Here is a 22,749-nt window from a genome sequence, read left to right as displayed (position 1 = left end):
AGTGATACCTCACCGTTGGCGGTGTTGCCGCTCCCCGTTAACGATTAGCGCTCACGAATGCGCCTGAGTGACGGAAGAGGAGGAAGCACCTGTCTGTTGGCGCAATTGATGGTCCAGGCACTGGCAATCAGCGCTGTATTTTTGTTTCCCCGTTTTACCGATCCCTGGGTTAAAACTATTGGTAGGATCTAACTGGTGATAGAAGTTAGCTAAGTCCGGCTCCGCCGCATAGAGGTGACCTACGTTATGCTCGGCAGGATACTTGGCACCTCGTTCATTGAGTAGCGCCAGCATTTTCGCCTTAATCGCACTCACATCCGCACCTTTTCTCACCACATAGTCTTGATGGAAGACGTGGCAGAAAAAGTGCCCGTAGTAAAGCTTGGCGACCATCTCTTGTTCTATCTCGATGGGCAGGTGCTCTTCCCACTCGGTCTCGTTGCGCTTAAGCGCAATATCTAACGCGAGAATGTCTTCCACATCACGGCTGTGCATGGTGTGGTAGCGAATCGCCGCACCGGCTGCCGCAAAGCGGTGAAGCATGGCTTTTTTCGCTTCATCCTCACTACAGGCAAAGTAATCACTGTCTGCGTGTTCGGTGAAAAAGCGGCTCAGAAACGCCGAGGCTTCTTCTATTCCCTCATCTGAGGCTTTGAATATTAGGTGGTGCTCAAACCTATCGCGAAATGCGAGCATTCGTTTGGGCAAGTGCTGTGGAAAAAGCTGACTGGCGTATTGCATCACTTTATCGGGTAATGCTTTAGGCAGTAGGGGAACACTGTCTAGCCAGGCGGTTATTTTTGCTTTCAAGGCAAACATTTTCGGGATTGCATCTGTTCCCAGTCGACCAATCGCTAAAAACACATCTTTTCCGTAACGCTCGGCGATATCAAAGGCGTCACGATGCATATACTCAGCCACCTCTGGCAAGTGAGAGAGTTCGCTCAGAACACGGCGGCGCAGAGTATTAAGCACATCTGGGTTGTTGGTGCCAATGTAAAAAACTTGCTCGCGCTCAGGGATCGGGTAAGTATCAAGGCGCACGGCAAATACGGCAAGTTTCCCCGCACAGCCGCTCACTTCATGTAAGCGGTGTTTGTCGGCGTTATAGCGCGCGGGGCTGTCAGCATCGACATCACGCAAGATCTGCTCGTAGTCATCAGCAGACGCCTTGCGCTCGTCATAGGTAATATCATCGGCGGTGTAATCACCATGCTCAACGCGCGAGAGAATAGCTTCTGGGTCATCACCTAGGGCAATGCCCAAATGATTAACCAGCGTCAGTTCACCATGTTGGTTCAACTGTGCGAACAAAGAATACTCGGTATAAGCTGGGCCGCGTTTGACCAATGCACCACCGGAATTATTGGCCACACCACCGACAATCGATGCGCCAATGCACGACGAACCGATGACCGAATGCGGCGCGCGCTTAAGAGGCCTGAGCGTCTGCTCTAACTGGTGCAATGTTGTTCCGGGAAAACTCAGTACCTGCTTACCGTTATCGAGAAGCTGTAATCCGTCTAGGCGTGTAGTGTTGATAATTACCACATCACGGTCGTAGTCGCTGCCTTTGGGGGTTGAGCCTTCGGTTAAGCCCGTATTCGCGGCTTGCATGATCATCACCACATCCGCGTCGACACATGCTTGGAGCACTCGCCATTGCATCACCAAAGAGGTGGGAAAAATAACCGCCAGCGCAGGGCCGCCTCCCGAGCGAAAGCCTGTACGATAATGCTGGGTCTGGCTTGTCTCAGTGAGTACGTTGCTTTCGCCCACGATGTCGGTCAAGGTCGAAATAAATGCTTGTTGCTGTGATGACGACAAACGTGATGGGGTATTCATAAGCGTTCCTTTCCTTTACGTTACGACAAAGGCTGGGGTCAGCCTAGCTGGCCCGCTTGTGGAGAGAAAGGCCGAGAGGAGGCTCGGCCAATAACATGTAAGATTACGCCCCGGAGAGGACATCGGCAAATTGCAATACATTGATTAACACCAAGCCAATAACCGCCGCGGCAATCAGATAGTAAATGGTGGGTAAGACGGTTTTCCGCAGCGTCACGCCCTCACGGCCGAGTAAGCCGACCGTCGCGGATGCTGCGACCACATTATGGATGGCGATCATGTTGCCAGCTGCGGCACCAACGGCTTGCAGGGCAATTACCACCACGGTCGATGCGCCTAACGTTTGTGCCACTTCAAACTGAAACTGGCTAAACATCATATTGGACACCGTATTGGAGCCAGCAATAAAAGCGCCCAACGCCCCAATGGTGGCGCTTAACGCTGGGAAGCCATTCCCCACTAAATCGGCCGCAAAGCGTGCGGTCATGACTGGCATACTCACCAAATCAGCACCATTAACGCCTGAGTTAATAAAAATCCGTACCATGGGAATGGTAAACACCAAGACAAATCCTGCGCCAATCAGTGTTTTACTCGATTCACGCGCAGCCGTTACCAGCGGTGACAATTGACGCGCTTGCAGCAACACGGCTAATAAAGCCACGAACGCAAGGATACCGCCCGGTAGATAAAGTGGCTGAATGGCGGCGTTGACCCCTGTTTCACCAAACAAAGAGGAGAAACCGAGGCTGACATCGGTCAGTGCCGTCTTGACCGTCGGGCTAACGCGGCTGATCACCAAGAAAACCGCCAACAAAATATAAGGGGTCCAGGCCATGGCCATGCTCATCGGCTTTTCTTGAACCTTAAGATCCATCTTCAGCGAGCCCAGCCAATGGGTTGGCCACGTCGACTCGTCATCAAAGTCCCACTGGTTTTTCGGCACTAAAAAGCCTTTACGTGCCGCGGTGGTCACAAGCACAATCCCTGCTAGACCTCCGAGTAATGAAGGGAATTCGGGTCCTAACAACCAGCCGGTGAGGGCATAAGGAACGGTGAATGCTAACCCGGCGAAAATCGCAAACGGCGCCACCTCTAAGCCTTCTTTCCAGCTCTTGTTCTTGCCGAAAAATCGGGTCAACATCATTGCCATTAGCAAAGGCATCAGTGTGCCAATCACCGCGTGAATAAACGATACTTGCGTGGTAATAGACTGCAGGTAGGTCGCCCAATCACTGCCATTGGCGGTGAGTGTTTGCCCAATTGCATGGCTGTCTAACCCTTTGTTTACGCCCACGATAATAGGTGTGCCCACTGCGCCGAAGGAGACAGGCGTAGATTGAATCATCATCCCCACCACAACCGCGGCGAGAGCAGGGAAGCCGATGGCGACCAATAACGGCGCCGCAATGGCAGCGGGGGTGCCGAAGCCTGATGCCCCTTCAATGAACGAGCCAAAGCACCATGCAATGATGATGGCCTGAATACGCCTATCATCGGAGATGGTGGTAAAGCCGTTGCGAATCACGGTAATCGCGCCGGTGTGCTTTAAGGTGTTGAGCAAAAGGATGGCACCAAACACGATCCAAAGTACGGCTGCTGTAATGATTAAACCTTGTGCGATAGAGGCCGATACGCGTGCCGCACTCATCTGCCACTGGAAGAGTGCGATTAAGACTGTCATGATAAAGGCAACGGGCATCGCTTTCTTGGCTGGCCAATTTAAGCCGACCAGTAAGATAGCCGCGACCACGATGGGTGAGAACGCGACGAGGGCGTATAGGGTATCTGTCATAAGGGTTCCTTATTAGGTGTCTCTTCCGTTGAATCACGTTGAATAAACAAGTCACCAATGTGTTGTTATTTTGCTGACAGCTCGGTGACTCGATGTTAACCGTATGTGACATTACGCGTTTGCATTTTTCTGATATATGGAAATAATGAAAATAATTACTTCCATAATTGACATAATATGCCGAAAACAGATGATCTTGTCCTCTTTGCTCAAGTCGCCGAATTAGGCTCTTTTAGCAAGGTAGCGGAAATAAATTCCCTGACAAATTCCGTAGTTAGCAAGCGGATTAAAAAGCTCGAAGAGGGGTTAGGAGTGCAGCTTTTGTATCGCACCACGCGTAAGCTGACACTGACAGATGCCGGACGTACCTTGTATCAAGGTGCAAAAAATGTGAAGCAGGCCGCTGATGAAGCCTTTGATGCGGTCGCAGGGTTTGGGGAGGCGATAACGGGCCAGATTAAAATTTCAGTGCCGACCATTTCTGGGGAACTGTTGTTGGCCGAAGCGGTGGCGGCGTTTTGTGGGCAATACCCTGGTCTCAACATCGATATGTCGTTGGACAATCGCTTTGTTGATTTAATTGATGAGGGGTTTGATCTGGTTATCCGCACCGGCTACCTCGAGGACTCTAGCTTAATTGCTCGCCATATTATCGACTCACAATGGGTGGTATGTGCGGCGCCCAGCTATATTGCGCGTCATGGGCGGCCACAACATCCTATCGAGTTAAAACAGCATAATTGTCTGCAATATGCCTACCAAACCACGGGAGCCAGTGACTGGGAGTTTAAAGGCGAGCATAAAAACCAAGTGATTAAAGTGGCCGGCAACTTTTCGACCGATAACCCCATCGCCCTACGACAAGGTGCGCTAAGTGGCCATGGCATCGCGTATGTACCGCGTTGTTTGGTGTATGACGATTTGATGCAGGGCGTATTGGTTGATCTTTTTCCTGACCAAGTGGGCAAAAAACTCGGGATTTATGCGGTGTATCCATTCACTCGCCAGCCACCTAAAAAAGTACGTTTGCTGATAGAGCACATCCGCAATAAATACCTTGCGATTCAACATTGCTTTTAGAAAGCACCACGTGGTTCATATATTGCGCCCACGTGGTGATAGAGACGCCATTGTTATTTAAGCATTCTGGCCATTTCACGCCCTGAGCCAATGACATCGTCGATATTAGCGACCACGGTTTTAGGCAAACCGAGAATGTTGTACTCGAGCTGCTGGTCGAGCCAATCAAGCTTAGAGTCGGTGGTAACAAACTCGCCCCAAGCGGCGTCAATTTTGTTGGCTAAGCGGAGTATGCCCGCCAATGGCGAAAACTGCTCATCGTGTACGGGCGAAAACTGATAACGAATTGCATCGCTTAAGCGCTGGGGAAAGTTCCAAGTTTGTGCGAGCTCTCCACCTAACTCGGCGCTGGTGATCCCCAAGATAAGCTGCTGGGCTTCTTGCTTGGGCTTACCCGCCTCCATGTGCAGATTGATACGGTCCAGCTTATCGTAAGCGGTGGTCATGATCAGCAGCTCACCGAGATTATGGAGCATGCCGGCGGTAAATGCTTCGTTACCGTCCATTCTTAATGCGTTTGCTAAGGCTTTACTCAAGGTTGCAATTTCGAACGTGTGTTGCCAAAACGCATCCATATCCACTTCGTCATCGACGTCAAAGGCACTCATCAGTGCACTAGACACCACCAGAGTTCTCACAGGGCCTAGACCTAGCCGGATAACGGCCTCGTTGACAGAGCCTACGTTTCGGGCGCGGCCAAAATAGGCTGAATTAGACAAGCGAAGCACTCGCGCGGAAATGACCTGGTCGTAGGCGATTTTTTCGGCGATTTGATTAAGCTCAGCGTCATGGCTGTTGACCAACTCAATCAACTCTTGCACGACTTTGGGGATTTTCGGGAGACGATCGATAAGCTCGACCAAGCTATTGGATTCCATAACAACTTCCTTCAGCGTTGGCTCTGATGTAACTATAGATCAGAGCCAAAGGCTTCAGGGAAGAAAATTACTCCGTGGCGGGCGTAGCGCAGTAGGCCTGTTTTCTGGCATTAAAACGCTCTACTAGGTTTTGAATGGCCTCTTCGCAGTAGGGGCGCAAACCACTGGCAACCATCGTTTTGCATCCGTGTCCCACACGCCGCCCATCGACAATAAAATCAAAAGCAAGATCGACTTTTCCGCGTTTGCCGCTCACTTGCATCACCGAGTCCGATAAAGCGACATCGGCAGATTTGATTGAGAGATCATCAAACGCCAAGCTCATTTTCTCGTACATAACGAGTGGACGTTCAGTGTTGATCATCATTTGTTGCTCCCGCATTAGCGGCACCATGATATGCGGGAAGTTCTTACCGGAAAACTGCACGTAGTGCTCGGCGATCTCTGTTGCTAATGCTTTATCGTGACGTGTCTGTCCATGGCGTGTCATGGTGAGATAAAGCTTTTGATTATCGTCGACGACGGTAACGCCATCGTCTGTTTCGATAATCGACAAGGGCGTGTTGGCACTGATCATGCCATTGAACTGAATCTCGATTTGCTCGCTGATCCCTGTTTTGGCCAATAAGATAGAAAGCAGCAAATCCCCGGGCACACAGAACCGTGAAGCGTCTGTGTCATGAATCGGGTTAAAGTCGCCGGCGATACGTTTAGCAAAGTCACTTGCTTGCTGGCGAGTAAAAATCAGTTTGCCATCTTGCTCAGTGTAATAATGTTCTAATTTCATAATGGATAACAGATGCGAGAAATAAGCCGACATTGTAACCCAAGCGAAGCGCGGCATTGGTCTAGCCAGTCGTTGCATTATCTTTTTGTGATTAGAGTCAACGACTAAGGTCTAAACCCTTACTACTTCAATGGTAAGCGTGAGAGTGTTATAAAATAAATAAACAGGTCACTTGCATAGGAACGGCGTATGGCATTCCCTTATCGACACATCGTAGTTTTGACAGGCGCGGGAATATCTGCAGAGTCAGGGATTAGAACCTTTCGAGATCAAGATGGCCTTTGGGAAGAGCATCATATTGAAGACGTTGCAACGCCTGAGGGCTTTGAGAGAAACCCGACCCTTGTTCAACAGTTTTATAATGATCGTCGGCGGCAGTTACAAGGAGAGATCATCCCCAATCCGGCCCATGAGGCACTGGCACGCCTAGAGCAGGAAACCGAGGCCAGTGTACTCGTTGTGACCCAAAACATTGATAATCTTCACGAGCGCGCCGGCACGCACAATATCATTCATATGCATGGTGAGCTGTTAAAGGCGCGTTGTAGCCACTCGCAGCAAACCATCGATTGGACGGGTGATATCCAGGTGTCCGATCACTGCCATTGTTGCCAGATGCCCGCACCGTTGAGGCCACACGTGGTGTGGTTCGGAGAGATGCCTCTGGGAATGGGGAAAATTCATGATGCACTCAATCAAGCGGATCTGTTTGTTTCTATTGGCACCTCTGGGGCGGTGTATCCAGCGGCGGGGTTTGTGCACGAAGCGGCGATGCATGGTGCGCACACTATTGAAATAAACTTGGAGCCCAGCGCTGTGGAAAGTGAATTTAATGAACGGCGTTACGGGAAGGCGAGCACGCTCGTGCCGAAGCTGGTGGAGGAGATTCTGGCTCTGGAGCAGTAACGCAAGAGGATACAGATAGAAAAAAGGGCTGCTGGTGGAATAGCAGCCCTAGCGCAAGGGTTACTTTAACCTGTCTTTCGCGAGCCATTGCGAGCACATGACCAACACTAACGACACCAATAACATGATAGTGGCAAGTGCATTCACTTCGGGTGATACGCCCACTTTAACCATCGAATAAATCTTTAAGGGCAAAATTTCATAGCTTGGCCCGGTCACAAATGAGCTAACGATAACGTCGTCCAGCGAAAGGGTAAAACTCAGTAGCCAACCTGCACCGACCGCAGGAGCCGCCAGTGGCAAAATAATCTTGGTGAGGATGACCCATTCGCTCGCGCCTAAATCACGCGCGGCTTCAAGCATTTTAACGTCAAAGCCATTTAAGCGACTGTATACCGTGACGACCACGAATGGTAGGCAGAAAGTAATATGAGAGAGCAGTAGGGTTAAAAATCCCAGTTGCGCGCCCATCAACACAAATAGCGCCAATAACGAAATAGCCATCACAATGTCCGGGGACATCATCACCACAAAAAGCATGCCATTGACAAACTGTTTACCGCGAAAGCGGTAGCGAAAGAGGGCAACGGCAGTCAAGCTACCAATCATGGCGGCAGCACTAGCAGAAAAGACCGCAATGGTTAATGAGTTACCCGCCGCTTGCATCAGGCTATGATTATTGACCAGCTGCCCATACCACTCCCAAGTAAAGCCTTTCCAACTCATGCCAAATTTGCTGGCATTGAACGAGTTAACGATCAACACCAGAATTGGGATGTAAAGGAAGGCGTAAACCAAGGAGAGAAAACTATTCCTTAGCCACCGGATCATGATAAGGCCTCCTTGCGATTCATCCACTTACCCACACGCCAATATGCAAACAGCAACAGGCCCATTAACACCGTCAGAGAGATACTGGCGGCTGAGCCAAATGGCCAATCACGAACGTTCAAAATCTGGCTCTTAATCACATTGCCGATCAGTAGGTTTTTCGCTCCCCCCAGTAAATCCGAGACGTAGAACATGCCTAGAGCGGGAAGAATGACCAGCAAACTGCCAGCAATAATACCGGGTGTGGTCAATGGCAGGATCACACGCATAAAACACTGGAATTTGTTGGCGCCTAAATCACGCGCCGCTTCAAGGTAGCTGCGATCGAGTTTCTCGATGCTCGAGTACAAAGGCAGGATCATAAATGGCAGCAAAATATAGACAAGGCCAACCATCACCGCATACTCGGTGTACATGATGCGAACGGGGCGCTCTATTAAGCCAAGCCACATCATGCTTTCATTGAGTAGCCCACGGGTACCAAGAAATATTTTTAGCCCGTACGTACGGATCAAGGAATTGGTCCAAAACGGAACAATCACTAAAAACAGCATCAAAGGACGTGTATTTTTAGGCATTTTGGCAATGATAAACGCAAATGGATAGCCAATGAGTAGGCAGATCAGGGTTGCCAAGGCCGCCATGTAGAAAGAGTGCCAGACTACTTTCGCATAAAGAGGATCGAGCAGTTTCGCATAATTGCTCAGCGTGAAGGTCATCTCGACAAGATCGGCGTCATCGCGCGTTAAAAAACTGGTCGCGATAATCATTAGGTTGGGTAAAAAAACAAAGATAAGCAACCAACCTACGACCAAACCCACGATGGCGGTTTGCAGATTAAGCTTTTTCATCGGCCAGCACCACCTCCCAGCTTTCTACCCACGTCAGAGCCACTTTCTGATCGATGGAGTGATCGACGTCTGGGTCATCTTCATTGAAGAACTCACTCACCATCACGGTTTGCCCTGATGGCAACTCGAGGACCGAGTCGAGGGTCATGCCTTTGTAATTTCGCTCGCGGACATAGCCCACAATACCATTGGGCTTAGCATTACCATGAATTTCTTCCAAGCGGATGTCTTCAGGGCGAAGCAATACCTTGATAGCGTCACCTGGATGGACATCGAGCTTGCAATAGACCTCACACTCACGTGATTCGACTCGGGCCCAAATACGTTTGTCATCGATGCGTTTAATCACATTGGCATCAAAGACATTGATTTCACCAATAAAGCGTGCCACGAACAAATTCTTAGGCTCTTCATATATCTCACGCGGTGAGCCGTCTTGCTCGATTTCGCCATCACGCATAACGATAATACGATCTGACATCGACAGGGCTTCTTCTTGGTCGTGGGTAACGAAGATAAACGTAATCCCCAGTTTGCGTTGCAGCTGTTTCAGCTCCATCTGCATTTGTTTACGCAGTTTGTAATCGAGTGCAGAGAGGGATTCATCCAGCAAGAGCACGCTCGGTTTATTCACCACGGCGCGTGCAATCGCGATACGTTGCTGCTGTCCGCCAGACAATTGATGAGGTTTACGAGAGGCATAATGGTCAAGCTGTACCATTCGCAGCGCTTCCATCACCCGAGGTTCAATATGGTGATGATTCACGCCCTGCATGCGCAGGCCAAATGCGACGTTTTCAAACACTGTCATATGTGGGAAAAGCGCATAGCTTTGAAAGACAGTGTTTACATTGCGTTTTTCTGCTGGGAGGGTCGTGACATCTTTGCCATCAATAACGACAGCACCACTGTCGGCATCTTCCAGCCCCGCAATCAAACGCAGTACGGTTGTTTTGCCACAGCCTGAAGGGCCAAGGATCGTTAGGAATTCTCCGTTATTGACCGTTAGGTTGAAACGGGAGATGATTTCTTTGCCGTCGAAACTTTTGGTTAGTGACGCGAGCTCGACAACCGGTTTGTGAGATACATTTGCGTGCTTCAATGGTTCGTTCTCTCTCTACCTGGCAAATTGTCTTGTACATTCGTACCCATAAAACAGACGGCGCATAATAGACGCGTGTCAGTCGAAGTTAAAGCAGTTTTTCGCTCGTTTTGGCACTTTGGTGTCCGTTGTTCGATAAGGTGTCCAGCCTAAACCAGACCATTGTCAACGCAAAGCTGATCTGGTTATTTTTCCTTATTTGTCAGAATGATTTTTGGCTATGGGTTACAGTCAGATATACTGGGTGCATTAGTCATGATAGATAACGATTATGAGTCAACAAGAATACAACAATGCTTTACATATCGGTGGGTCGGTAGAAACAGCGCTAAACGGTCGCTACCGGCTCGATCCTTTTGAGATAATCAAAGAAGCCTTCTCTCAGACCTTCAAGCACTTTTGGTCGTTTTTGCCCGCCACCTTGTGCCTATTCGCGACTCAAATAGGTATCTTAATGCTGATGCTGACGTTGTTGTTGGGCGCGCCGTCGCATTTATTTGAGGCATTGGTCGGTCAACGTGAGCTCACCACAGATATGATTTCATCCGTGTGGTTAGCGAATTTTACTTCCGAGGTTCTGATTGCGCCATTATATGCGGGGGCGAGCTTAATGGGCTTGAGTCACGCTATAGGCTTTCGTTCTAAACCACGCCATCTACTAAAAGGGCTCGTGTTTGCTTTACCCGTGACGGTCGTGATCTGCCTGTCGGTGACATTGCAAAGTGTGGCGAGCATGATTTTTCCATTACTGAGCCTTTATGTTGCGATGGCGTTTTCCATGTCGCCGTTATTAATTTGTGAAAAACGCCTCACGCCGGTTAAAGCTCTCACCGTATCCTTCCGGGCGGTAAACAAGAAATTGTTCCAAATGGCAACCATTTATGCCGTTGTCGGCGTGCTATTTCTCATTTCTTTTGCCACCGCTGGCTTTGCCTTGGTTTGGGCGTTACCCTTTCTCTTCAATGTTAAAGGTGTGATTTACCGAGAAATGTTTGGCGTTGGTGTGGAGGTGACAGTGTCACAAAATGAGAATGAAGAAAGAGCGTCGAATAGTACGACTCCGTCGTCATCTGACCAAGACACCTTTGACGCTTGATTCGCTTTGAGCCTGCAACTGGAGTTCTGATGAAAAAACTAGCCAGTGTACTGGTTTTGCTGGGAATGGTGAGTGTCCCGGCCAGTGCCGATACATACCGTTTTAGCTATAGCAAGCTATTTACTCAGCTTAAACATAACGTGGAAGAAGGGCATCCCGATATTGGTGTGGCGTACTTTATGGTCTCGGCCGAGTCGGGAGAGGTTTGCCCGATTTCTCGCGCATGGATGAGCAAGGAAGAGCATTATGAAGCCTTTGATATTCCAGCCTCTCAAGCGCTGCCGCTTCCTCTCGATAACCAGCTCCGCAAAGTGAACCCGGATGTCTTTGTTGAAACGCCCTCCGATCGTAACTGCGATATTTCGTTCCAGGTATTGGTTGATCAGCCAGTAGGAAAGAAATTAACCAGCCAGCAGATTCAGGGCTGGTTGCCTCAGATGGATACGATGATGGAAAATTTAGGCGGGATGTTTGCTTCTTGGTTTATGCCGAAGACACAGGGAGTCGTCTTGCATTTTGCGCCCTCGGTGACTGGTGCGGTGACTAGCAGTGAGGGAACAAAATACCCAATCGATGCTCACCAAGCCATTATAGATGTCAATCATCTTGGCGAAAGCGCCACGTTAACGCTGCCAGACGCTCCCATCAAGGTGTCGCCTTGGTTGCCGAAAAACGGATAAACGGGAAAAGACTTCAAGTCTACACTGAGCTTCAAAGACATAATGCGCACGATGTAGAAGGCTGAAACGACAAAAAACGCCCACTGTTTAAAATGGGCGTTTTTATTAGCAGGCCATTTAGGGCCAACGACAATTCTGTCATGCTTCAAACACTATGTGCCGACATTGACCACGTCGAGTGATAAGTTGGGGTCAACCTCGACAGGGCTCTCTGAAACGGGCGCCGGATCGGTAAAGTTTTCCTTATCGAATGCGGTATCACCATCCCCCTCAAACGTCATACCCGCTGCGACGGATTTAAAATCAAACAGCTCGGTATCGGCCATATGCGAGGGGACGATATTTTGCATTGCTCGGAACATCGTCTCAATGCGGCCTGGGTAGCGCTTGTCCCAATCTCGGAGCATATCTTTGATCACTTGGCGTTGTAGGTTGGGCTGTGAGCCACAAAGGTTACACGGAATGATCGGGAAGGCTTTTTGCTCTGAATAACGCTCAATGTCTTTTTCTCGGCAATAGGCCAGTGGACGGATCACCACATGTTCGCCGTTATCAGAGACGAGCTTCGGTGGCATGCCTTTCATCTTGCCGCCATAGAACATGTTCAAGAACAAGGTCTCTAGTATGTCATCTCGGTGATGGCCCAATGCAATTTTGGTTGCACCCAGCTCTTTCGCTGTGCGATATAAGATACCGCGGCGAAGTCGCGAGCATAGTGAACAGGTTGTCTTGCCCTCTGGCACTTTCTCTTTGACGATGGAGTAAGTGTCTTCTTCAACAATTTTGTACTCGACGCCCAAGCCCTCTAAATACTCTGGCAAAATGTGCTCAGGAAACCCAGGTTGCTTTTGATCTAAGTTGACCGCAATGAGTTGGAATGAAACTGGCGCGCTCTTTTGCAGGCTTTGCAGCATATCAAGCAAGGTATAGCTGTCTTTGCCGCCTGATAAACAAACCATGATGCGATCGCCGTCTTCAATCATATTAAAGTCGGCAATCGCTTGTCCGGTGTTGCGACGAATGCGCTTTTGCAGTTTATTAAATCCGTATTTTTGTGCTTTGCTCAGCTCTTCGGTGCTCATAAGTACTATCGCGTTGTCAGGCAAGGTAAACGCATTACACTGCCAGTGTGCATGAATGGCGGGTATGATACGGATTTTGACCACAAATGCCAGTCACCCGCAGGCAGTGAATGCCACTGCCTGCTGTATGAAGGAATGAGAAAGGTTAATCGTTAGCGCGAGGATCGAGTGGGCTAATGTAACCATCAGGTTTGATGGCAAGTAAGTCACAGTCGAGTTGATCAATCATGTGCTCTGCGGTATTCCCGATGAACACCGCGGATAAGCCAGTGCGCCCTGTGGTCCCGAGAATGACAAGCTCTGCATCCAGCTCTCGGGCAATGTTAGGGATAACATCTTCCGGCAACCCTTCTTGGACATGCGTGCGTGTTTCTTCGATGTGATGGCGCTGACGCAAGGCTTTCATGGCGGTGAGATGATGGCCTCGTACCGCATCGGTATACGATGTTGGATCAAAGTCAGGCAGCTCGATAGTAATATTCACCGGCGTAGCAGGGTAGGCGTTAGCCAGGTGCAACTCAGCCCCTAGCATGGCACTCATGATATTCCCTTCATCGACCAATTTGTCGTTGAGCTCAGCGTGAGTTTCGGTTTCAGATGCCACATGAACAGAGGCGACTATCTTGCCTTTATCTGGCCAACCATGATCTTTAACTAATAACACTGAACTTGGGCATTTGCGTAACAAGTGCCAATCGGTGGGCGTAAAGATGACAGAGCCTAGTGTGTCGTGCTGGTGTGTCGCTTTAACCACCAAATCGTGGTGGTGGCTCAGCACGCGTTCGACAATCGCTTCGTAAGGGCGGTTATGCCATACCACGACTTTTTCGATCTCACATTCTTGAGCTTGGTGCGTTTGAATAACCTCATTCATCCATTCTTCACGCTGGTGCATCACACCTTGGCGCATTGCTTGCCGCTCATCTGATGAGAGCATAGATGTCATTTCGTATGAAAAGTCATAAATGGCAAGAAAGAGGGTGAGCTTAACCTTTGCATCACTTCGCTGGCTAAGCGTGACCGCACGTGAAAGTGCAGGTTGTTGTTCTTGGGAAGGATCAATGACGACGAGCAGGTTCGTGTACCTAGACATATCTGCCTCCTTTGCACAGATGCATCGGTTAATTTCACTTTAACCTACTTAGTCCGTTCACGCGAAAGAAATTGTTCACCATTGAGCAAAAAAGAGAAATGGCGCATAAAGCGCCATTTATTAACAACTTATTTACTTTTATTCGCTAAACAAAGCACTCTTCATCCGCAAGACGTGCAAGCTCTTCTAAGTTTAGAACCGTAATGTATTTACCTTTGACGGCCAATATTTCTGACTTTTGGAAGCGGCCCAATAAGCGACTGATAGTTTCAACGGTGAGACCTAGGTAGTTACCAATATCACCTCGTGTCATGGTAAGGCGGAACTCTCGCGGAGAGAATCCACGCTGAGCAAAGCGCTTTGAGAGGCTATAAAGGAAAGCGGCCAGACGTTCTTCAGCTGTTTTCTTCGATAACAGCAAAATCATATCCTGATCACCTTTTATCTCATTGCTCATTAGTCGCATGATTTGTTGGCGAAGCTTGGGCATTTTCCCAGAGAGGTCATCAAGTGTGTCGTAGGGGATCTCACAAATCATTGACGTTTCTAGCGCTTGAGCAAAGCTGGGGTGCTCACTATCGTTAATAGCGTCAAAGCCTACCAAATCGCCGGCGAGATGGAAGGCAGTTATCTGCTCATCACCTTGTTCTGTGATTGTGTAGGTCTTAACCGTACCTGAACGAATCGCATACAGCGCTCGTAGATTATCACCGGCTTTGAACAGTTCTTGGCCTTTCTGAATAGGTTTTTTTCGCTCAATGATGCTATCCAGTTGATCCAACTCTTGCTCATTTAACGTAAAGGGAATACACAGTTGGCTAATACTGCAATCTTGACAATGAATTGCGCAGCCGCCTGACTGAACCCGCCGAGTGATGATCTTATTCGACACCATACACCTGCCTAAAATTGATAAACGTCAATATACATATTACACCATGATTGCGTGCCAGGTCGACCTTATATCAGGAGTTTGAGGGCGGAGTAAGCCGTATAAAAACCATAAAGCGCCAACATTGTGGCACATATCAAACGCAGTGCGTGGTTGTTAAGAATTGGCTTTATCCGCTCGGCAAGGGCACCAACGGTTAACATCGCCGGTAGCGTCCCTAATCCAAACCCAAGCATCACAAGGCCGCCCCCGGATGCGCTGCCAGCAACGGCGGCCCAACTCAGTGCGGAGTAAACGAGCCCACAGGGGAGCCAGCCCCACACAAGGCCAAAAGGATAGGCATATAATGGCGAACGCAGTGGCATTAGCTTGGACGTTAGCGGAGAAATAAATCGCCAGAGTTTGCTACCCAGCCGTTCAATATAGCTAAGGCCATTCCATACTTGAGCCATATAGGCTGCCAATAGCAACATCATAATGGCCGCAAACAGCCGCAATACCGCAAGATGCTGTGTTAAATCAGACAAAGCAAGCAATGAAGCCACGGTACCACCGATCATTGCGCCTGCAAGGGTATACGAGCTGATACGCCCCAAGTTATACAAGACAAGATACGGCCACTTGGCTTTTTGTGGCGGAATGCCAAGCGACATAGCCGCTGCGACCCCACCACACATCCCTAGGCAGTGGCCCGCCCCCAACAAGCCAATGACGAGGGCACCAATAAAATCAATGTTTGTCATCTTGCGTCGACGCGTGAGGCTCGGTTGGTTGGCTTGATTGTGATCCTGCGTCTTTCTCCGGTTCTTCTTCATCAAAAAGGATCGAAGAGCCTTGTCGTTCTAGATCCTCGAATTGATCGGATTTGACGGCCCAGATAAACACGACGGCCGCCACGCAAACCAGCATAATGGCGATGGGGATCAAAATATACAAACTAGCCATAACGCTAATCCTCTTTTTTGTTAAGTAGGCGCAGCGAGTTAGACACGACAATGATTGAGCTTGCTGACATACCTACCACCGCTATGTAAGGGGCGACATAGCCCATAACCGCCAAAGGCAGAATGGTGATGTTGTAGCCTAAAGCCCAAATTAAGTTTTCGCGGATAATACGGCGAGTTTGCTGGGCAAGCTGCCTGGCGGTCAGTAGTTTTTCCAAATCGTCACTCAGCAACACCATATCGGCGGACGATTTAGCGATATCAGTGCCTCCTCCCATCGCAACCGACAAGTGGGCACCGGCTAAAACGGGGGCATCATTGACGCCATCACCCACCATCAGGGTCACGGTATCATCATCAAGGCTTTGAAGGTACGCCAATTTTCCTTGAGGAGATACCCCTGAAGTCACAGAATCAATGCCGAGCTGGTTAGCGACCTGTTCAACATTTCGCGATTGATCACCGGTTAGCATGGTGGTTTGGATCCCAGCTTGTTTAAATGCGGCTATCAAGCGTGCGCTACTGGGACGAATCGGATCGGTCAGTGAAAACGCGGCCACCACTTGCCCCTCGCAACTGAGCACGACGGGATAGGAATCATAGTGAGTTTTAGGCGAGGATAGAGCAAACGCCGCCTTGCCAATACGCCAATGCTGGCCATTGATCTCGCCGCTTACCCCTTGACCAATATGGTTGTCCGCCGCTTTGACTGTCAGAGACTCAGTCGCTTTTGATTGGAACGCGTTGGCGATAGGATGATTGGCAAACCCTTCTAAGCTGGCCGCAATGTTCAATGCCGATTGTTCGCTAATGTCAGCAGCAAACACGTGGACTGAATCAATTTTCACCTCACCCTCGGTCAGTGTACCTGTTTTATCAACCACCAATCGATTCACCTTGGTTAAGGTTTCTAAGACGTGACCTCGGCGTAACATGATGCCGAGCTGGCCAAAGGTCGATGTTGAGCAAGTCAGGGCCGTGGGGGTGGCGAGTGATAATGCGCAAGGGCAGGTCGCAACAAGCACGGATAGCATGATCCAAAAGGCATCGTCAGGTTGAACAAAATGCCAATAGAGCCAAGTCGATGCGGAAATAATTAAGATGGCGGCGACAAAGTAACGCGCGATATGGTCTGCCAACACCGCCACCTTGGGTTTTGCCATTTGAGCTTCATCTTGCAAACGCACAATATGAGCCACGAGAGACTCTTTGTGATTACTCGTAACACAAATATCGACATTCCCTTCCACATTCATGGTGCCGGCATAAACGGCATCACCCAGTCGCTTAGTCTGAGGTAGTGACTCGCCTGTCAGCATGGCTTCATCGACAGAGGTTGTGCCAGACAATATTTGTCCATCGGCAGGGAAGGGCTCACCGGGCAATACGCGAATGTTATCGTCTATTTTAAGACTGTTAGCTGGCACGGCTTCACCGTTAAGGCGGCGCGCCATTTTGGGAACCAGTTTTAACAAGTTGGCGCTGGCTGCTGCTGCCGTGCGGCGTGCGCGCATTTCCAGAAAACGCCCGAGCAATAAGAAGAAGGTAAACATTGCCACCGATTCAAAAAAGACTTCGCCCTTTCCAGTGACAGTCGCGTACAGGCTTGAGAAGTAGGCAAATAACAGGGCAATAGAAACGGGGACATCCATTCCCAGTGTGCGTGCCTTAAGGTTCCGCCAAGCATTGGTGTAAAAGGGCAACGCAGAGTAAAGCAAGACAGGCGTCGCGAAGATTAAACTTATCCAACGGAAGTAATTCCGAAAAGTTTCGTCCATATCGCCAAACACTTCGAAGTACATCGCCACGGCTAACATCATGACCTGCATGGTGGCCAAGCCAGCAATCCCCAATCGGTATAAGTACTGCTTCATGTTGCGATGGTATTGTTGCTCTTGTCTGTCAGCCTCAAAAGGTGCCGCTTTATAACCTAGGTGATGAATGCGTGTGAGTATTGTACTCAGGGAAGTTTCACTCTCATCCCAACGCACCTGGGCGCGGTTAGTAGTGGTGTTGACCTGAATATGTGTGACGCCTGTTGTGCGTTGTAACTGCTTTTCAATCAGCCACGCACACGCAGCGCAGGAGACACCGTCAAGTGACAACGTCACCTCTTTTTGGTCTGCCACATCTCGGACAAACTCTTGTTGTACATCTTGATTATCGTATAGCGTCAGTGATTTGAGCTCTTCGGGGACGAGGTCGGCCTTATCGGCGTTCTCTGTACGATACTGATAATAAGAACTCAAACCACTGTCTACGATCGTGGTTGCCACGGCTTGGCAGCCAGGGCAACACATAAGGCGGGGTTTATCGAAAATCACTACTTGGTAGGTGTCTCCTGTTAGTACAGGATCACCACAGTGATAACAAGGCGTGGTCATGGTTACTGCTTACCGGTTAACGTCAGGGGAGTTGAGACAGGGAAATTGATACGACCGTGCACTTTCCATTGCTTATCGAATGAAGTGATTTCGATAAACCAGGGGCCGGATATTGGCTCAGCAAGATCGATATGATAAATCCCCGCTTGGTTTGGGTTTACCATGACGTTCACATCTTTTCGCTCGAGCGTACGGTGCTGAATATGCACCTTGAGCGCAGGAAATGACGCGAGATCGCCCTTATCTAGTGCTATCGCGATTGCCTGGTTGTTTGACGACAATTGCGCTGAAACACCCAGCTGGGCCGCGACTTTCAGTTTGGATAGATCAACATTGATCGCCTTGCCTTTCTTGTAATAGTCCTCTGCCACCAGAGACACAGAGTTCATCGAAAAGACGGTCACAGTTAACAAACTCGCGACGACAACAGAAGCGGGAAGGGCAATCAGGAACCAAGGCCAAAACTGCTTGTACCAGGGTGTTACCATCAGAAGCTCCTCGGTTTGAGCATTTACATTTAAGAAGCCCCTGCAAGCAGGGGCTGTATCACACCTAAGTGCTTATTCTACCTCAGGATTACTCAAGCGCCATACATAGGCAGAGAGTATCTGGATTTTTTCTTCGCCAAGGTGAGCTTCCCACGCGGGCATCACGCCTTGACGGCCACCACGAATGGTTTGCTCAACGGCGCGGCGAGAGCCACCATATAGCCAGATATTGTCAGTTAAATCCGGCGCACCAAAGGCAGGGTTACCTTTGCCGTCCGTGCCGTGACATGCGGCACATACAACAAAGCGAGATTTACCTTTAGCAGCCATTTGCGGATCGACTTTACGACCTGACAAGCTCAGTGCATAAGCGGCGACTTCTTTAACGCCTTCTTCACCCATGGTATCTAACCAAGCCGGCATGTTGCCTTTTCGGCCATGGAGAAGGGTGGCTTTAATGGTTTCAGGCTCACCACCATACAACCACGCATCGTCCGTAAGGTTCGGGAAACCAGCCTGACCGCGCGCATCCGACCCATGGCAGGCCGCGCAGTTTTGGCTAAACAAACGTTGACCCACTTTCAAGGCTTCTTCATTACGCGCGATTTGGGTAATCGGACGCAATGATTTGCCATCTTCTTGGTACGCCAGTTTGCGGAATGCTTCACCAAACACCTTGTCAGCTGCCTCGAGCTCCATCGCATATTGGTTAATATGCTGCGCTTCTTGCGCTTTTGCCATTAACTCACGCGACTCCTCGACACTGCTTACGTCTTGGTACGAACTTTTCCAACCTAATACGCCAGCAAAGTTACCCAGCCCCGGATAGAGGATGAGGTACCCCAAACCAAACACCAAGGTCGCCCAAAACATGTACGACCACCACTTAGGCAGTGGGTTGTTGAGTTCACGAATACCATCATACTCGTGACCCATGTCATCGCCTTCTGCGACGCCCATTTTATCTTTGGTTGTCCAAATGATAAGAGCAGCACAGCCAGCAATCGTGCCGAGTACGATGACTGTTACGAAGATACTCCAAAACGTACTCATTAGCGATTATCTCCTGTCTTGTTATTGGACTTATCCTGATTGTTCTCCTCATCGTCGAAAATCAGGTTAGCCGCTTCATCAAAGTGCTTTTTGCGACGTTTGCTATAAGCCCAAACAACGATCCCAATGAAGCTCACAAATAGGACAACTGTCCAGATACTATGAAAGGTGCCGATATCCATAGGCCCTCCTTATTACTTCATTGCGTGACCTAGTGACTGAAGATAAGCAATCAACGCTTCTATCTCCGTTTTACCTTCAACCGCCGCCTTGGCATTCTCGATGTCCTCATCGGTGTATGGCACACCAAATTGGTCACGGAATACTTTCAGCTTCGCGGCCGTTGTTTCCCCATCCAGCTTGTTCTCTGCTAACCAAGGGAAACCAGGCATGTTCGATTCAGGTACTACGTCACGTGGATTAATTAAGTGAACGCGGTGCCATTCGTCAGAGTAACGATCCCCAACTCGGGCGAGGTCAGGACCGGTACGTTTAGAGCCCCATAAGAAGGGATGCTCCCAAACACTTTCCCCTGCGACGGCATAGTGGCCGTAACGCTCGGTTTCAGCACGGAATGGACGAACCATTTGACTGTGACACACGTTGCATCCTTCACGGATGTAGATGTCACGTCCTTCCATTTCTAACGCTGTATACGGACGAAGGTTATCTACCGGTTCAGTGGTTTGCTTTTGGTAAATCAATGGCGTTATCTCCACCAATGCACCAAAGCTGATTGCAACGATGATCAAAATCGCTAGCAAACCTGTGTTTTTTTCTACTATCTCGTGGCGATTTGAACTCATTTAATCGTCCTCCTTACACCGCAGGCTCAAGCGACTTCAAGCTAGCTTCAGGCGCACGAATCGTTTTATATGCGTTGTAAGCCATCAAGAACATGCCTGATAGGAAAATCGCACCGCCGATAAAGCGGACGAAGTAGAACGGATAGGAGGCTTCCAATGACTCCACAAAGCTGTATGTCAACGTACCGTCAGTGTTGACGGCGCGCCACATCAGACCCTGCATCACACCAGAAATCCACATAGCAACGATGTAAAGCACGGTACCAATCGTGGCAAGCCAGAAGTGTACGTTCACCAAAGACACTGAGTACATACGCTCTTGACCAAACAGTTTAGGAATCAAGTGGTAGATAGAGCCGATAGAGACCATTGCGACCCAACCGAGTGCACCAGAATGAACGTGACCGATTGTCCAATCGGTATAATGCGACAAGGCGTTAACTGTTTTGATCGACATCATTGGGCCTTCAAACGTAGACATGCCATAGAATGACAAAGACACGATAAGGAAGCGCAAGATGGGATCATAGCGAAGTTTATGCCACGCACCTGACAACGTCATAATACCGTTAATCATCCCGCCCCACGAAGGTGCAAACAAGATTAACGACATCACCATCCCCAGTGACTGTGTCCAATCGGGCAGAGCCGTGTAATGAAGGTGGTGAGGACCCGCCCAGATATAGAGCGAAATCAATGCCCAGAAGTGGACGATGGAGAGTCGATACGAGTAAACAGGGCGACCCGCTTGTTTGGGAACGAAGTAGTACATCATACCCAAAAAGCCTGCTGTCAGCAGGAAGCCAACCGCGTTGTGTCCGTACCACCACTGCACCATCGCATCAACTGCGCCAGCATAGATGGAGTAAGACTTCATCGGTGAAACAGGGATTGCCATGCTGTTGACGATGTGCAACACCGCGATGGTCAGAATAAAGGCACCGAAGAACCAGTTGGCCACATAAATATGTGACGTTTTACGCTTGATAAGCGTGCCAAAGAACACGATAGCGTATGCGACCCATACCACCGCGATGGCGATATCAATTGGCCACTCTAGTTCAGCGTACTCTTTAGAGGTGGTGTATCCCATTGGCAGCGAGATGGCTGCAGAAAGGATGATGGCTTGCCAACCCCAGAAGGTGAACTCTGCTAACTTCCCTCCGAACAACCGTGTTTGACAAGTTCGCTGCGCAACATAATAAGAGGTTGCAAACAACGCACTGGTACCGAAAGCGAAAATCACTGCGTTGGTATGCAGTGGACGCAGACGGCTATACGTCAAATACGGAATATCAAAGTTCAGTGCAGGCCACACTAATTGAGCGGCAATAAGTACACCTACAGCCATGCCCACAATACCCCACAAAATCGTTGTTAGGGTAAATAAGCGGACAACGCGGTAGTTGTAGTCTTGTTCAAGCTGCTTAACTTGGCTCATATTGCATGCTTCCACTTTTAGTTAACTACACTCACGTTTGATACGGACGAAGCCTCCGCTTCGCCTGTTAACATACCATTTTTAAGAAAACGCCCCGTTGCGTATGGTTTTTAACCACTTTGCACACTCCGTTGCTATTTCTTTGTAAAAATGGCATTTTCGACCAGAATCATACTGTAGATACTGGTTAAAAAACAGGGTCTAACCCACACACTTAGTGCGGCTTACCTACCTTTCTTATAAAACTTTGACCTCTGTAACACGGAGAAAGCGACTCATGGCAGCAGAAAAACTCACTCGAGGACGACTCGCGCAAATCATCGTTATGCTTACACTTTTGGTGGTTGCTTTCTTCTGGAGGACGCTGGTCTATACACCTGGATTGACCATTATAGACTGTGAAGGGGAACGTGGATTTTGTGGCACGTCACAATCTCAGCAGCTCATAGAGTTTGCCTGGAGTAAAGAACAAGATAATGTAATTTTTTCAGTGGTTTCAGACAAAAAGCCACATTCGGCTTATTGGGGAGAAGAAGGAAGTAAGCAGATCGAAATTAGCGATCAGCTAGACCGAAATGGGGAGAAGATCACGCTAACTTGGCAGTGGAAAACCCAAGATTTACCTCGCAATCCGATGAGGTTTAACCTTGTCTTTGATCGATATCAATTTAAATTTAATTACCCCAAAAGCGAGTGATAAACTGCGGTTTAAATC

Annotated in this window: 23 protein-coding genes; 5 read left to right on the top strand and 18 right to left on the bottom strand. The window is 49.2% G+C overall.

Annotated elements, in window-relative coordinates; genetic code table 11:
- Positions 1-51 precede the first annotated feature (51 nt).
- A complete protein-coding gene (dld, locus tag BZG72_RS05215; RefSeq protein WP_077666266.1) occupies positions 52-1,845 on the bottom strand; it encodes a D-lactate dehydrogenase in 1,794 nt (597 codons plus the stop codon).
- Positions 1,846-1,948: 103 nt separating this feature from the next.
- Positions 1,949-3,640 (bottom strand): L-lactate permease, encoded by a 1,692-nt coding sequence (locus BZG72_RS05210; protein WP_077666265.1) that lies wholly within the window; start codon positions 3,638-3,640, stop codon positions 1,949-1,951.
- Positions 3,641-3,817: 177 nt separating this feature from the next.
- On the opposite strand from BZG72_RS05210, the gene BZG72_RS05205 reads away from it, so the two are divergent.
- Positions 3,818-4,720, top strand: coding sequence for a LysR family transcriptional regulator (locus tag BZG72_RS05205; RefSeq protein WP_046073247.1), 903 nt, complete (start codon positions 3,818-3,820; stop codon positions 4,718-4,720).
- Positions 4,721-4,773: 53 nt separating this feature from the next.
- Here the strand turns inward: BZG72_RS05205 and BZG72_RS05200 are convergent, their stop codons facing one another.
- Both BZG72_RS05200 and BZG72_RS05195 read right to left on the bottom strand, forming a co-directional pair.
- A complete protein-coding gene (locus BZG72_RS05200) occupies positions 4,774-5,598 on the bottom strand; it encodes an HDOD domain-containing protein (protein ID WP_046073246.1) in 825 nt (274 codons plus the stop codon).
- Positions 5,599-5,665: 67 nt separating this feature from the next.
- The gene (locus BZG72_RS05195) at positions 5,666-6,385 is read right to left on the bottom strand and encodes a DUF3581 family protein (RefSeq protein ID WP_077577973.1); all 720 of its coding nucleotides are present in this window, start codon (positions 6,383-6,385) and stop codon (positions 5,666-5,668) included.
- A 189-nt stretch (positions 6,386-6,574) separates the two neighbouring features.
- Here BZG72_RS05195 and cobB point away from each other — a divergent pair, with 189 nt between their 5' ends.
- A complete protein-coding gene (gene cobB / locus BZG72_RS05190; protein ID WP_077577819.1) occupies positions 6,575-7,291 on the top strand; it encodes a Sir2 family NAD+-dependent deacetylase in 717 nt (238 codons plus the stop codon).
- A gap of 60 nt (positions 7,292-7,351) precedes the next feature.
- Here the strand turns inward: cobB and potC are convergent, their stop codons facing one another.
- Genes potC through potA form a run of 3 tightly spaced genes read right to left on the bottom strand, consistent with a single transcriptional unit; the run spans position 7,352 to position 10,075 of the window.
- On the bottom strand, positions 7,352-8,122 hold the full coding sequence (gene potC, locus BZG72_RS05185; protein ID WP_077577818.1) for a spermidine/putrescine ABC transporter permease PotC: 771 nt from the start codon (positions 8,120-8,122) through the stop codon (positions 7,352-7,354).
- A complete protein-coding gene (gene potB, locus BZG72_RS05180) occupies positions 8,119-8,973 on the bottom strand; it encodes a spermidine/putrescine ABC transporter permease PotB (RefSeq protein ID WP_046073243.1) in 855 nt (284 codons plus the stop codon). Before potB ends, potC begins: the two co-directional genes overlap by 4 nt.
- Positions 8,960-10,075, bottom strand: a complete 1,116-nt coding sequence (gene potA / locus BZG72_RS05175) for a spermidine/putrescine ABC transporter ATP-binding protein PotA (RefSeq protein ID WP_046073242.1) — start codon at positions 10,073-10,075, stop codon at positions 8,960-8,962. Before potA ends, potB begins: the two co-directional genes overlap by 14 nt.
- A gap of 271 nt (positions 10,076-10,346) precedes the next feature.
- Between potA and BZG72_RS05170 the strand changes: the two genes are divergently transcribed.
- Complete coding sequence (locus BZG72_RS05170; protein ID WP_077666264.1) at positions 10,347-11,171, top strand: hypothetical protein; 825 nt, start codon at positions 10,347-10,349, stop codon at positions 11,169-11,171.
- Between the two features lie 29 nt (positions 11,172-11,200).
- A complete protein-coding gene (locus BZG72_RS05165; protein WP_077666263.1) occupies positions 11,201-11,851 on the top strand; it encodes a DUF2987 domain-containing protein in 651 nt (216 codons plus the stop codon).
- Between the two features lie 152 nt (positions 11,852-12,003).
- Here BZG72_RS05165 and ttcA read toward each other — a convergent pair whose 3' ends face one another.
- The 11 genes from ttcA to ccoN all read right to left on the bottom strand — a co-directional run bounded on the left by ttcA (position 12,004) and on the right by ccoN (position 22,034).
- A complete protein-coding gene (gene ttcA / locus BZG72_RS05160; protein WP_077606200.1) occupies positions 12,004-12,933 on the bottom strand; it encodes a tRNA 2-thiocytidine(32) synthetase TtcA in 930 nt (309 codons plus the stop codon).
- A 145-nt stretch (positions 12,934-13,078) separates the two neighbouring features.
- A complete protein-coding gene (gene uspE / locus BZG72_RS05155) occupies positions 13,079-14,026 on the bottom strand; it encodes a universal stress protein UspE (protein WP_046073238.1) in 948 nt (315 codons plus the stop codon).
- Between the two features lie 145 nt (positions 14,027-14,171).
- On the bottom strand, positions 14,172-14,921 hold the full coding sequence (locus BZG72_RS05150) for an FNR family transcription factor (RefSeq protein WP_077606199.1): 750 nt from the start codon (positions 14,919-14,921) through the stop codon (positions 14,172-14,174).
- A 65-nt stretch (positions 14,922-14,986) separates the two neighbouring features.
- The gene (locus BZG72_RS05145) at positions 14,987-15,661 is read right to left on the bottom strand and encodes a sulfite exporter TauE/SafE family protein (protein ID WP_046073236.1); all 675 of its coding nucleotides are present in this window, start codon (positions 15,659-15,661) and stop codon (positions 14,987-14,989) included.
- Positions 15,648-15,863 (bottom strand): cbb3-type cytochrome oxidase assembly protein CcoS, encoded by a 216-nt coding sequence (ccoS, locus tag BZG72_RS05140; RefSeq protein ID WP_046073235.1) that lies wholly within the window; start codon positions 15,861-15,863, stop codon positions 15,648-15,650. The genes BZG72_RS05145 and ccoS overlap by 14 nt, the downstream gene beginning before the upstream one ends.
- A gap of 4 nt (positions 15,864-15,867) precedes the next feature.
- Positions 15,868-18,246, bottom strand: coding sequence for a heavy metal translocating P-type ATPase (locus tag BZG72_RS05135; protein WP_077666262.1), 2,379 nt, complete (start codon positions 18,244-18,246; stop codon positions 15,868-15,870).
- 2 nt (positions 18,247-18,248) lie between these two features.
- Positions 18,249-18,734, bottom strand: a complete 486-nt coding sequence (locus tag BZG72_RS05130; RefSeq protein ID WP_046073233.1) for a FixH family protein — start codon at positions 18,732-18,734, stop codon at positions 18,249-18,251.
- A 72-nt stretch (positions 18,735-18,806) separates the two neighbouring features.
- The gene (gene ccoP, locus BZG72_RS05125) at positions 18,807-19,787 is read right to left on the bottom strand and encodes a cytochrome-c oxidase, cbb3-type subunit III (RefSeq protein ID WP_046073232.1); all 981 of its coding nucleotides are present in this window, start codon (positions 19,785-19,787) and stop codon (positions 18,807-18,809) included.
- The gene (locus BZG72_RS05120; protein ID WP_046073231.1) at positions 19,787-19,969 is read right to left on the bottom strand and encodes a CcoQ/FixQ family Cbb3-type cytochrome c oxidase assembly chaperone; all 183 of its coding nucleotides are present in this window, start codon (positions 19,967-19,969) and stop codon (positions 19,787-19,789) included. The genes ccoP and BZG72_RS05120 overlap by 1 nt, the downstream gene beginning before the upstream one ends.
- 12 nt (positions 19,970-19,981) lie before the next feature.
- A complete protein-coding gene (gene ccoO, locus BZG72_RS05115; protein WP_046073230.1) occupies positions 19,982-20,593 on the bottom strand; it encodes a cytochrome-c oxidase, cbb3-type subunit II in 612 nt (203 codons plus the stop codon).
- Between the two features lie 13 nt (positions 20,594-20,606).
- Positions 20,607-22,034 (bottom strand): cytochrome-c oxidase, cbb3-type subunit I, encoded by a 1,428-nt coding sequence (ccoN, locus tag BZG72_RS05110; RefSeq protein ID WP_046073229.1) that lies wholly within the window; start codon positions 22,032-22,034, stop codon positions 20,607-20,609.
- A gap of 277 nt (positions 22,035-22,311) precedes the next feature.
- Between ccoN and BZG72_RS05105 the strand changes: the two genes are divergently transcribed.
- On the top strand, positions 22,312-22,731 hold the full coding sequence (locus tag BZG72_RS05105; protein ID WP_046073228.1) for a hypothetical protein: 420 nt from the start codon (positions 22,312-22,314) through the stop codon (positions 22,729-22,731).
- Positions 22,732-22,749 lie beyond the last annotated feature (18 nt).

The organism is Salinivibrio sp. PR6 (assembly GCF_001995955.1).
Classification (GTDB): domain Bacteria; phylum Pseudomonadota; class Gammaproteobacteria; order Enterobacterales; family Vibrionaceae; genus Salinivibrio; species Salinivibrio siamensis.
This window is presented reverse-complemented; position numbering and strand designations above follow the sequence as displayed.

What these genes read in the sequence shown, in the direction of transcription:
- dld (WP_077666266.1), bottom strand. Translation starts at nt 1,845, where the DNA reads ATGAATACCCCATCACGTTTGTCGTCATCACAGCAACAAGCATTTATT.
- BZG72_RS05210 (WP_077666265.1), bottom strand. Translation starts at nt 3,640, where the DNA reads ATGACAGATACCCTATACGCCCTCGTCGCGTTCTCACCCATCGTGGTC.
- BZG72_RS05205 (WP_046073247.1), top strand. Translation starts at nt 3,818, where the DNA reads ATGCCGAAAACAGATGATCTTGTCCTCTTTGCTCAAGTCGCCGAATTA.
- BZG72_RS05200 (WP_046073246.1), bottom strand. Translation starts at nt 5,598, where the DNA reads ATGGAATCCAATAGCTTGGTCGAGCTTATCGATCGTCTCCCGAAAATC.
- BZG72_RS05195 (WP_077577973.1), bottom strand. Translation starts at nt 6,385, where the DNA reads ATGAAATTAGAACATTATTACACTGAGCAAGATGGCAAACTGATTTTT.
- cobB (WP_077577819.1), top strand. Translation starts at nt 6,575, where the DNA reads ATGGCATTCCCTTATCGACACATCGTAGTTTTGACAGGCGCGGGAATA.
- potC (WP_077577818.1), bottom strand. Translation starts at nt 8,122, where the DNA reads ATGATCCGGTGGCTAAGGAATAGTTTTCTCTCCTTGGTTTACGCCTTC.
- potB (WP_046073243.1), bottom strand. Translation starts at nt 8,973, where the DNA reads ATGAAAAAGCTTAATCTGCAAACCGCCATCGTGGGTTTGGTCGTAGGT.
- BZG72_RS05170 (WP_077666264.1), top strand. Translation starts at nt 10,347, where the DNA reads ATGAGTCAACAAGAATACAACAATGCTTTACATATCGGTGGGTCGGTA.
- BZG72_RS05165 (WP_077666263.1), top strand. Translation starts at nt 11,201, where the DNA reads ATGAAAAAACTAGCCAGTGTACTGGTTTTGCTGGGAATGGTGAGTGTC.
- ttcA (WP_077606200.1), bottom strand. Translation starts at nt 12,933, where the DNA reads ATGAGCACCGAAGAGCTGAGCAAAGCACAAAAATACGGATTTAATAAA.
- uspE (WP_046073238.1), bottom strand. Translation starts at nt 14,026, where the DNA reads ATGTCTAGGTACACGAACCTGCTCGTCGTCATTGATCCTTCCCAAGAA.
- BZG72_RS05150 (WP_077606199.1), bottom strand. Translation starts at nt 14,921, where the DNA reads ATGGTGTCGAATAAGATCATCACTCGGCGGGTTCAGTCAGGCGGCTGC.
- BZG72_RS05145 (WP_046073236.1), bottom strand. Translation starts at nt 15,661, where the DNA reads ATGACAAACATTGATTTTATTGGTGCCCTCGTCATTGGCTTGTTGGGG.
- ccoS (WP_046073235.1), bottom strand. Translation starts at nt 15,863, where the DNA reads ATGGCTAGTTTGTATATTTTGATCCCCATCGCCATTATGCTGGTTTGC.
- BZG72_RS05135 (WP_077666262.1), bottom strand. Translation starts at nt 18,246, where the DNA reads ATGACCACGCCTTGTTATCACTGTGGTGATCCTGTACTAACAGGAGAC.
- BZG72_RS05130 (WP_046073233.1), bottom strand. Translation starts at nt 18,734, where the DNA reads ATGGTAACACCCTGGTACAAGCAGTTTTGGCCTTGGTTCCTGATTGCC.
- ccoP (WP_046073232.1), bottom strand. Translation starts at nt 19,787, where the DNA reads ATGAGTACGTTTTGGAGTATCTTCGTAACAGTCATCGTACTCGGCACG.
- BZG72_RS05120 (WP_046073231.1), bottom strand. Translation starts at nt 19,969, where the DNA reads ATGGATATCGGCACCTTTCATAGTATCTGGACAGTTGTCCTATTTGTG.
- ccoO (WP_046073230.1), bottom strand. Translation starts at nt 20,593, where the DNA reads ATGAGTTCAAATCGCCACGAGATAGTAGAAAAAAACACAGGTTTGCTA.
- ccoN (WP_046073229.1), bottom strand. Translation starts at nt 22,034, where the DNA reads ATGAGCCAAGTTAAGCAGCTTGAACAAGACTACAACTACCGCGTTGTC.
- BZG72_RS05105 (WP_046073228.1), top strand. Translation starts at nt 22,312, where the DNA reads ATGGCAGCAGAAAAACTCACTCGAGGACGACTCGCGCAAATCATCGTT.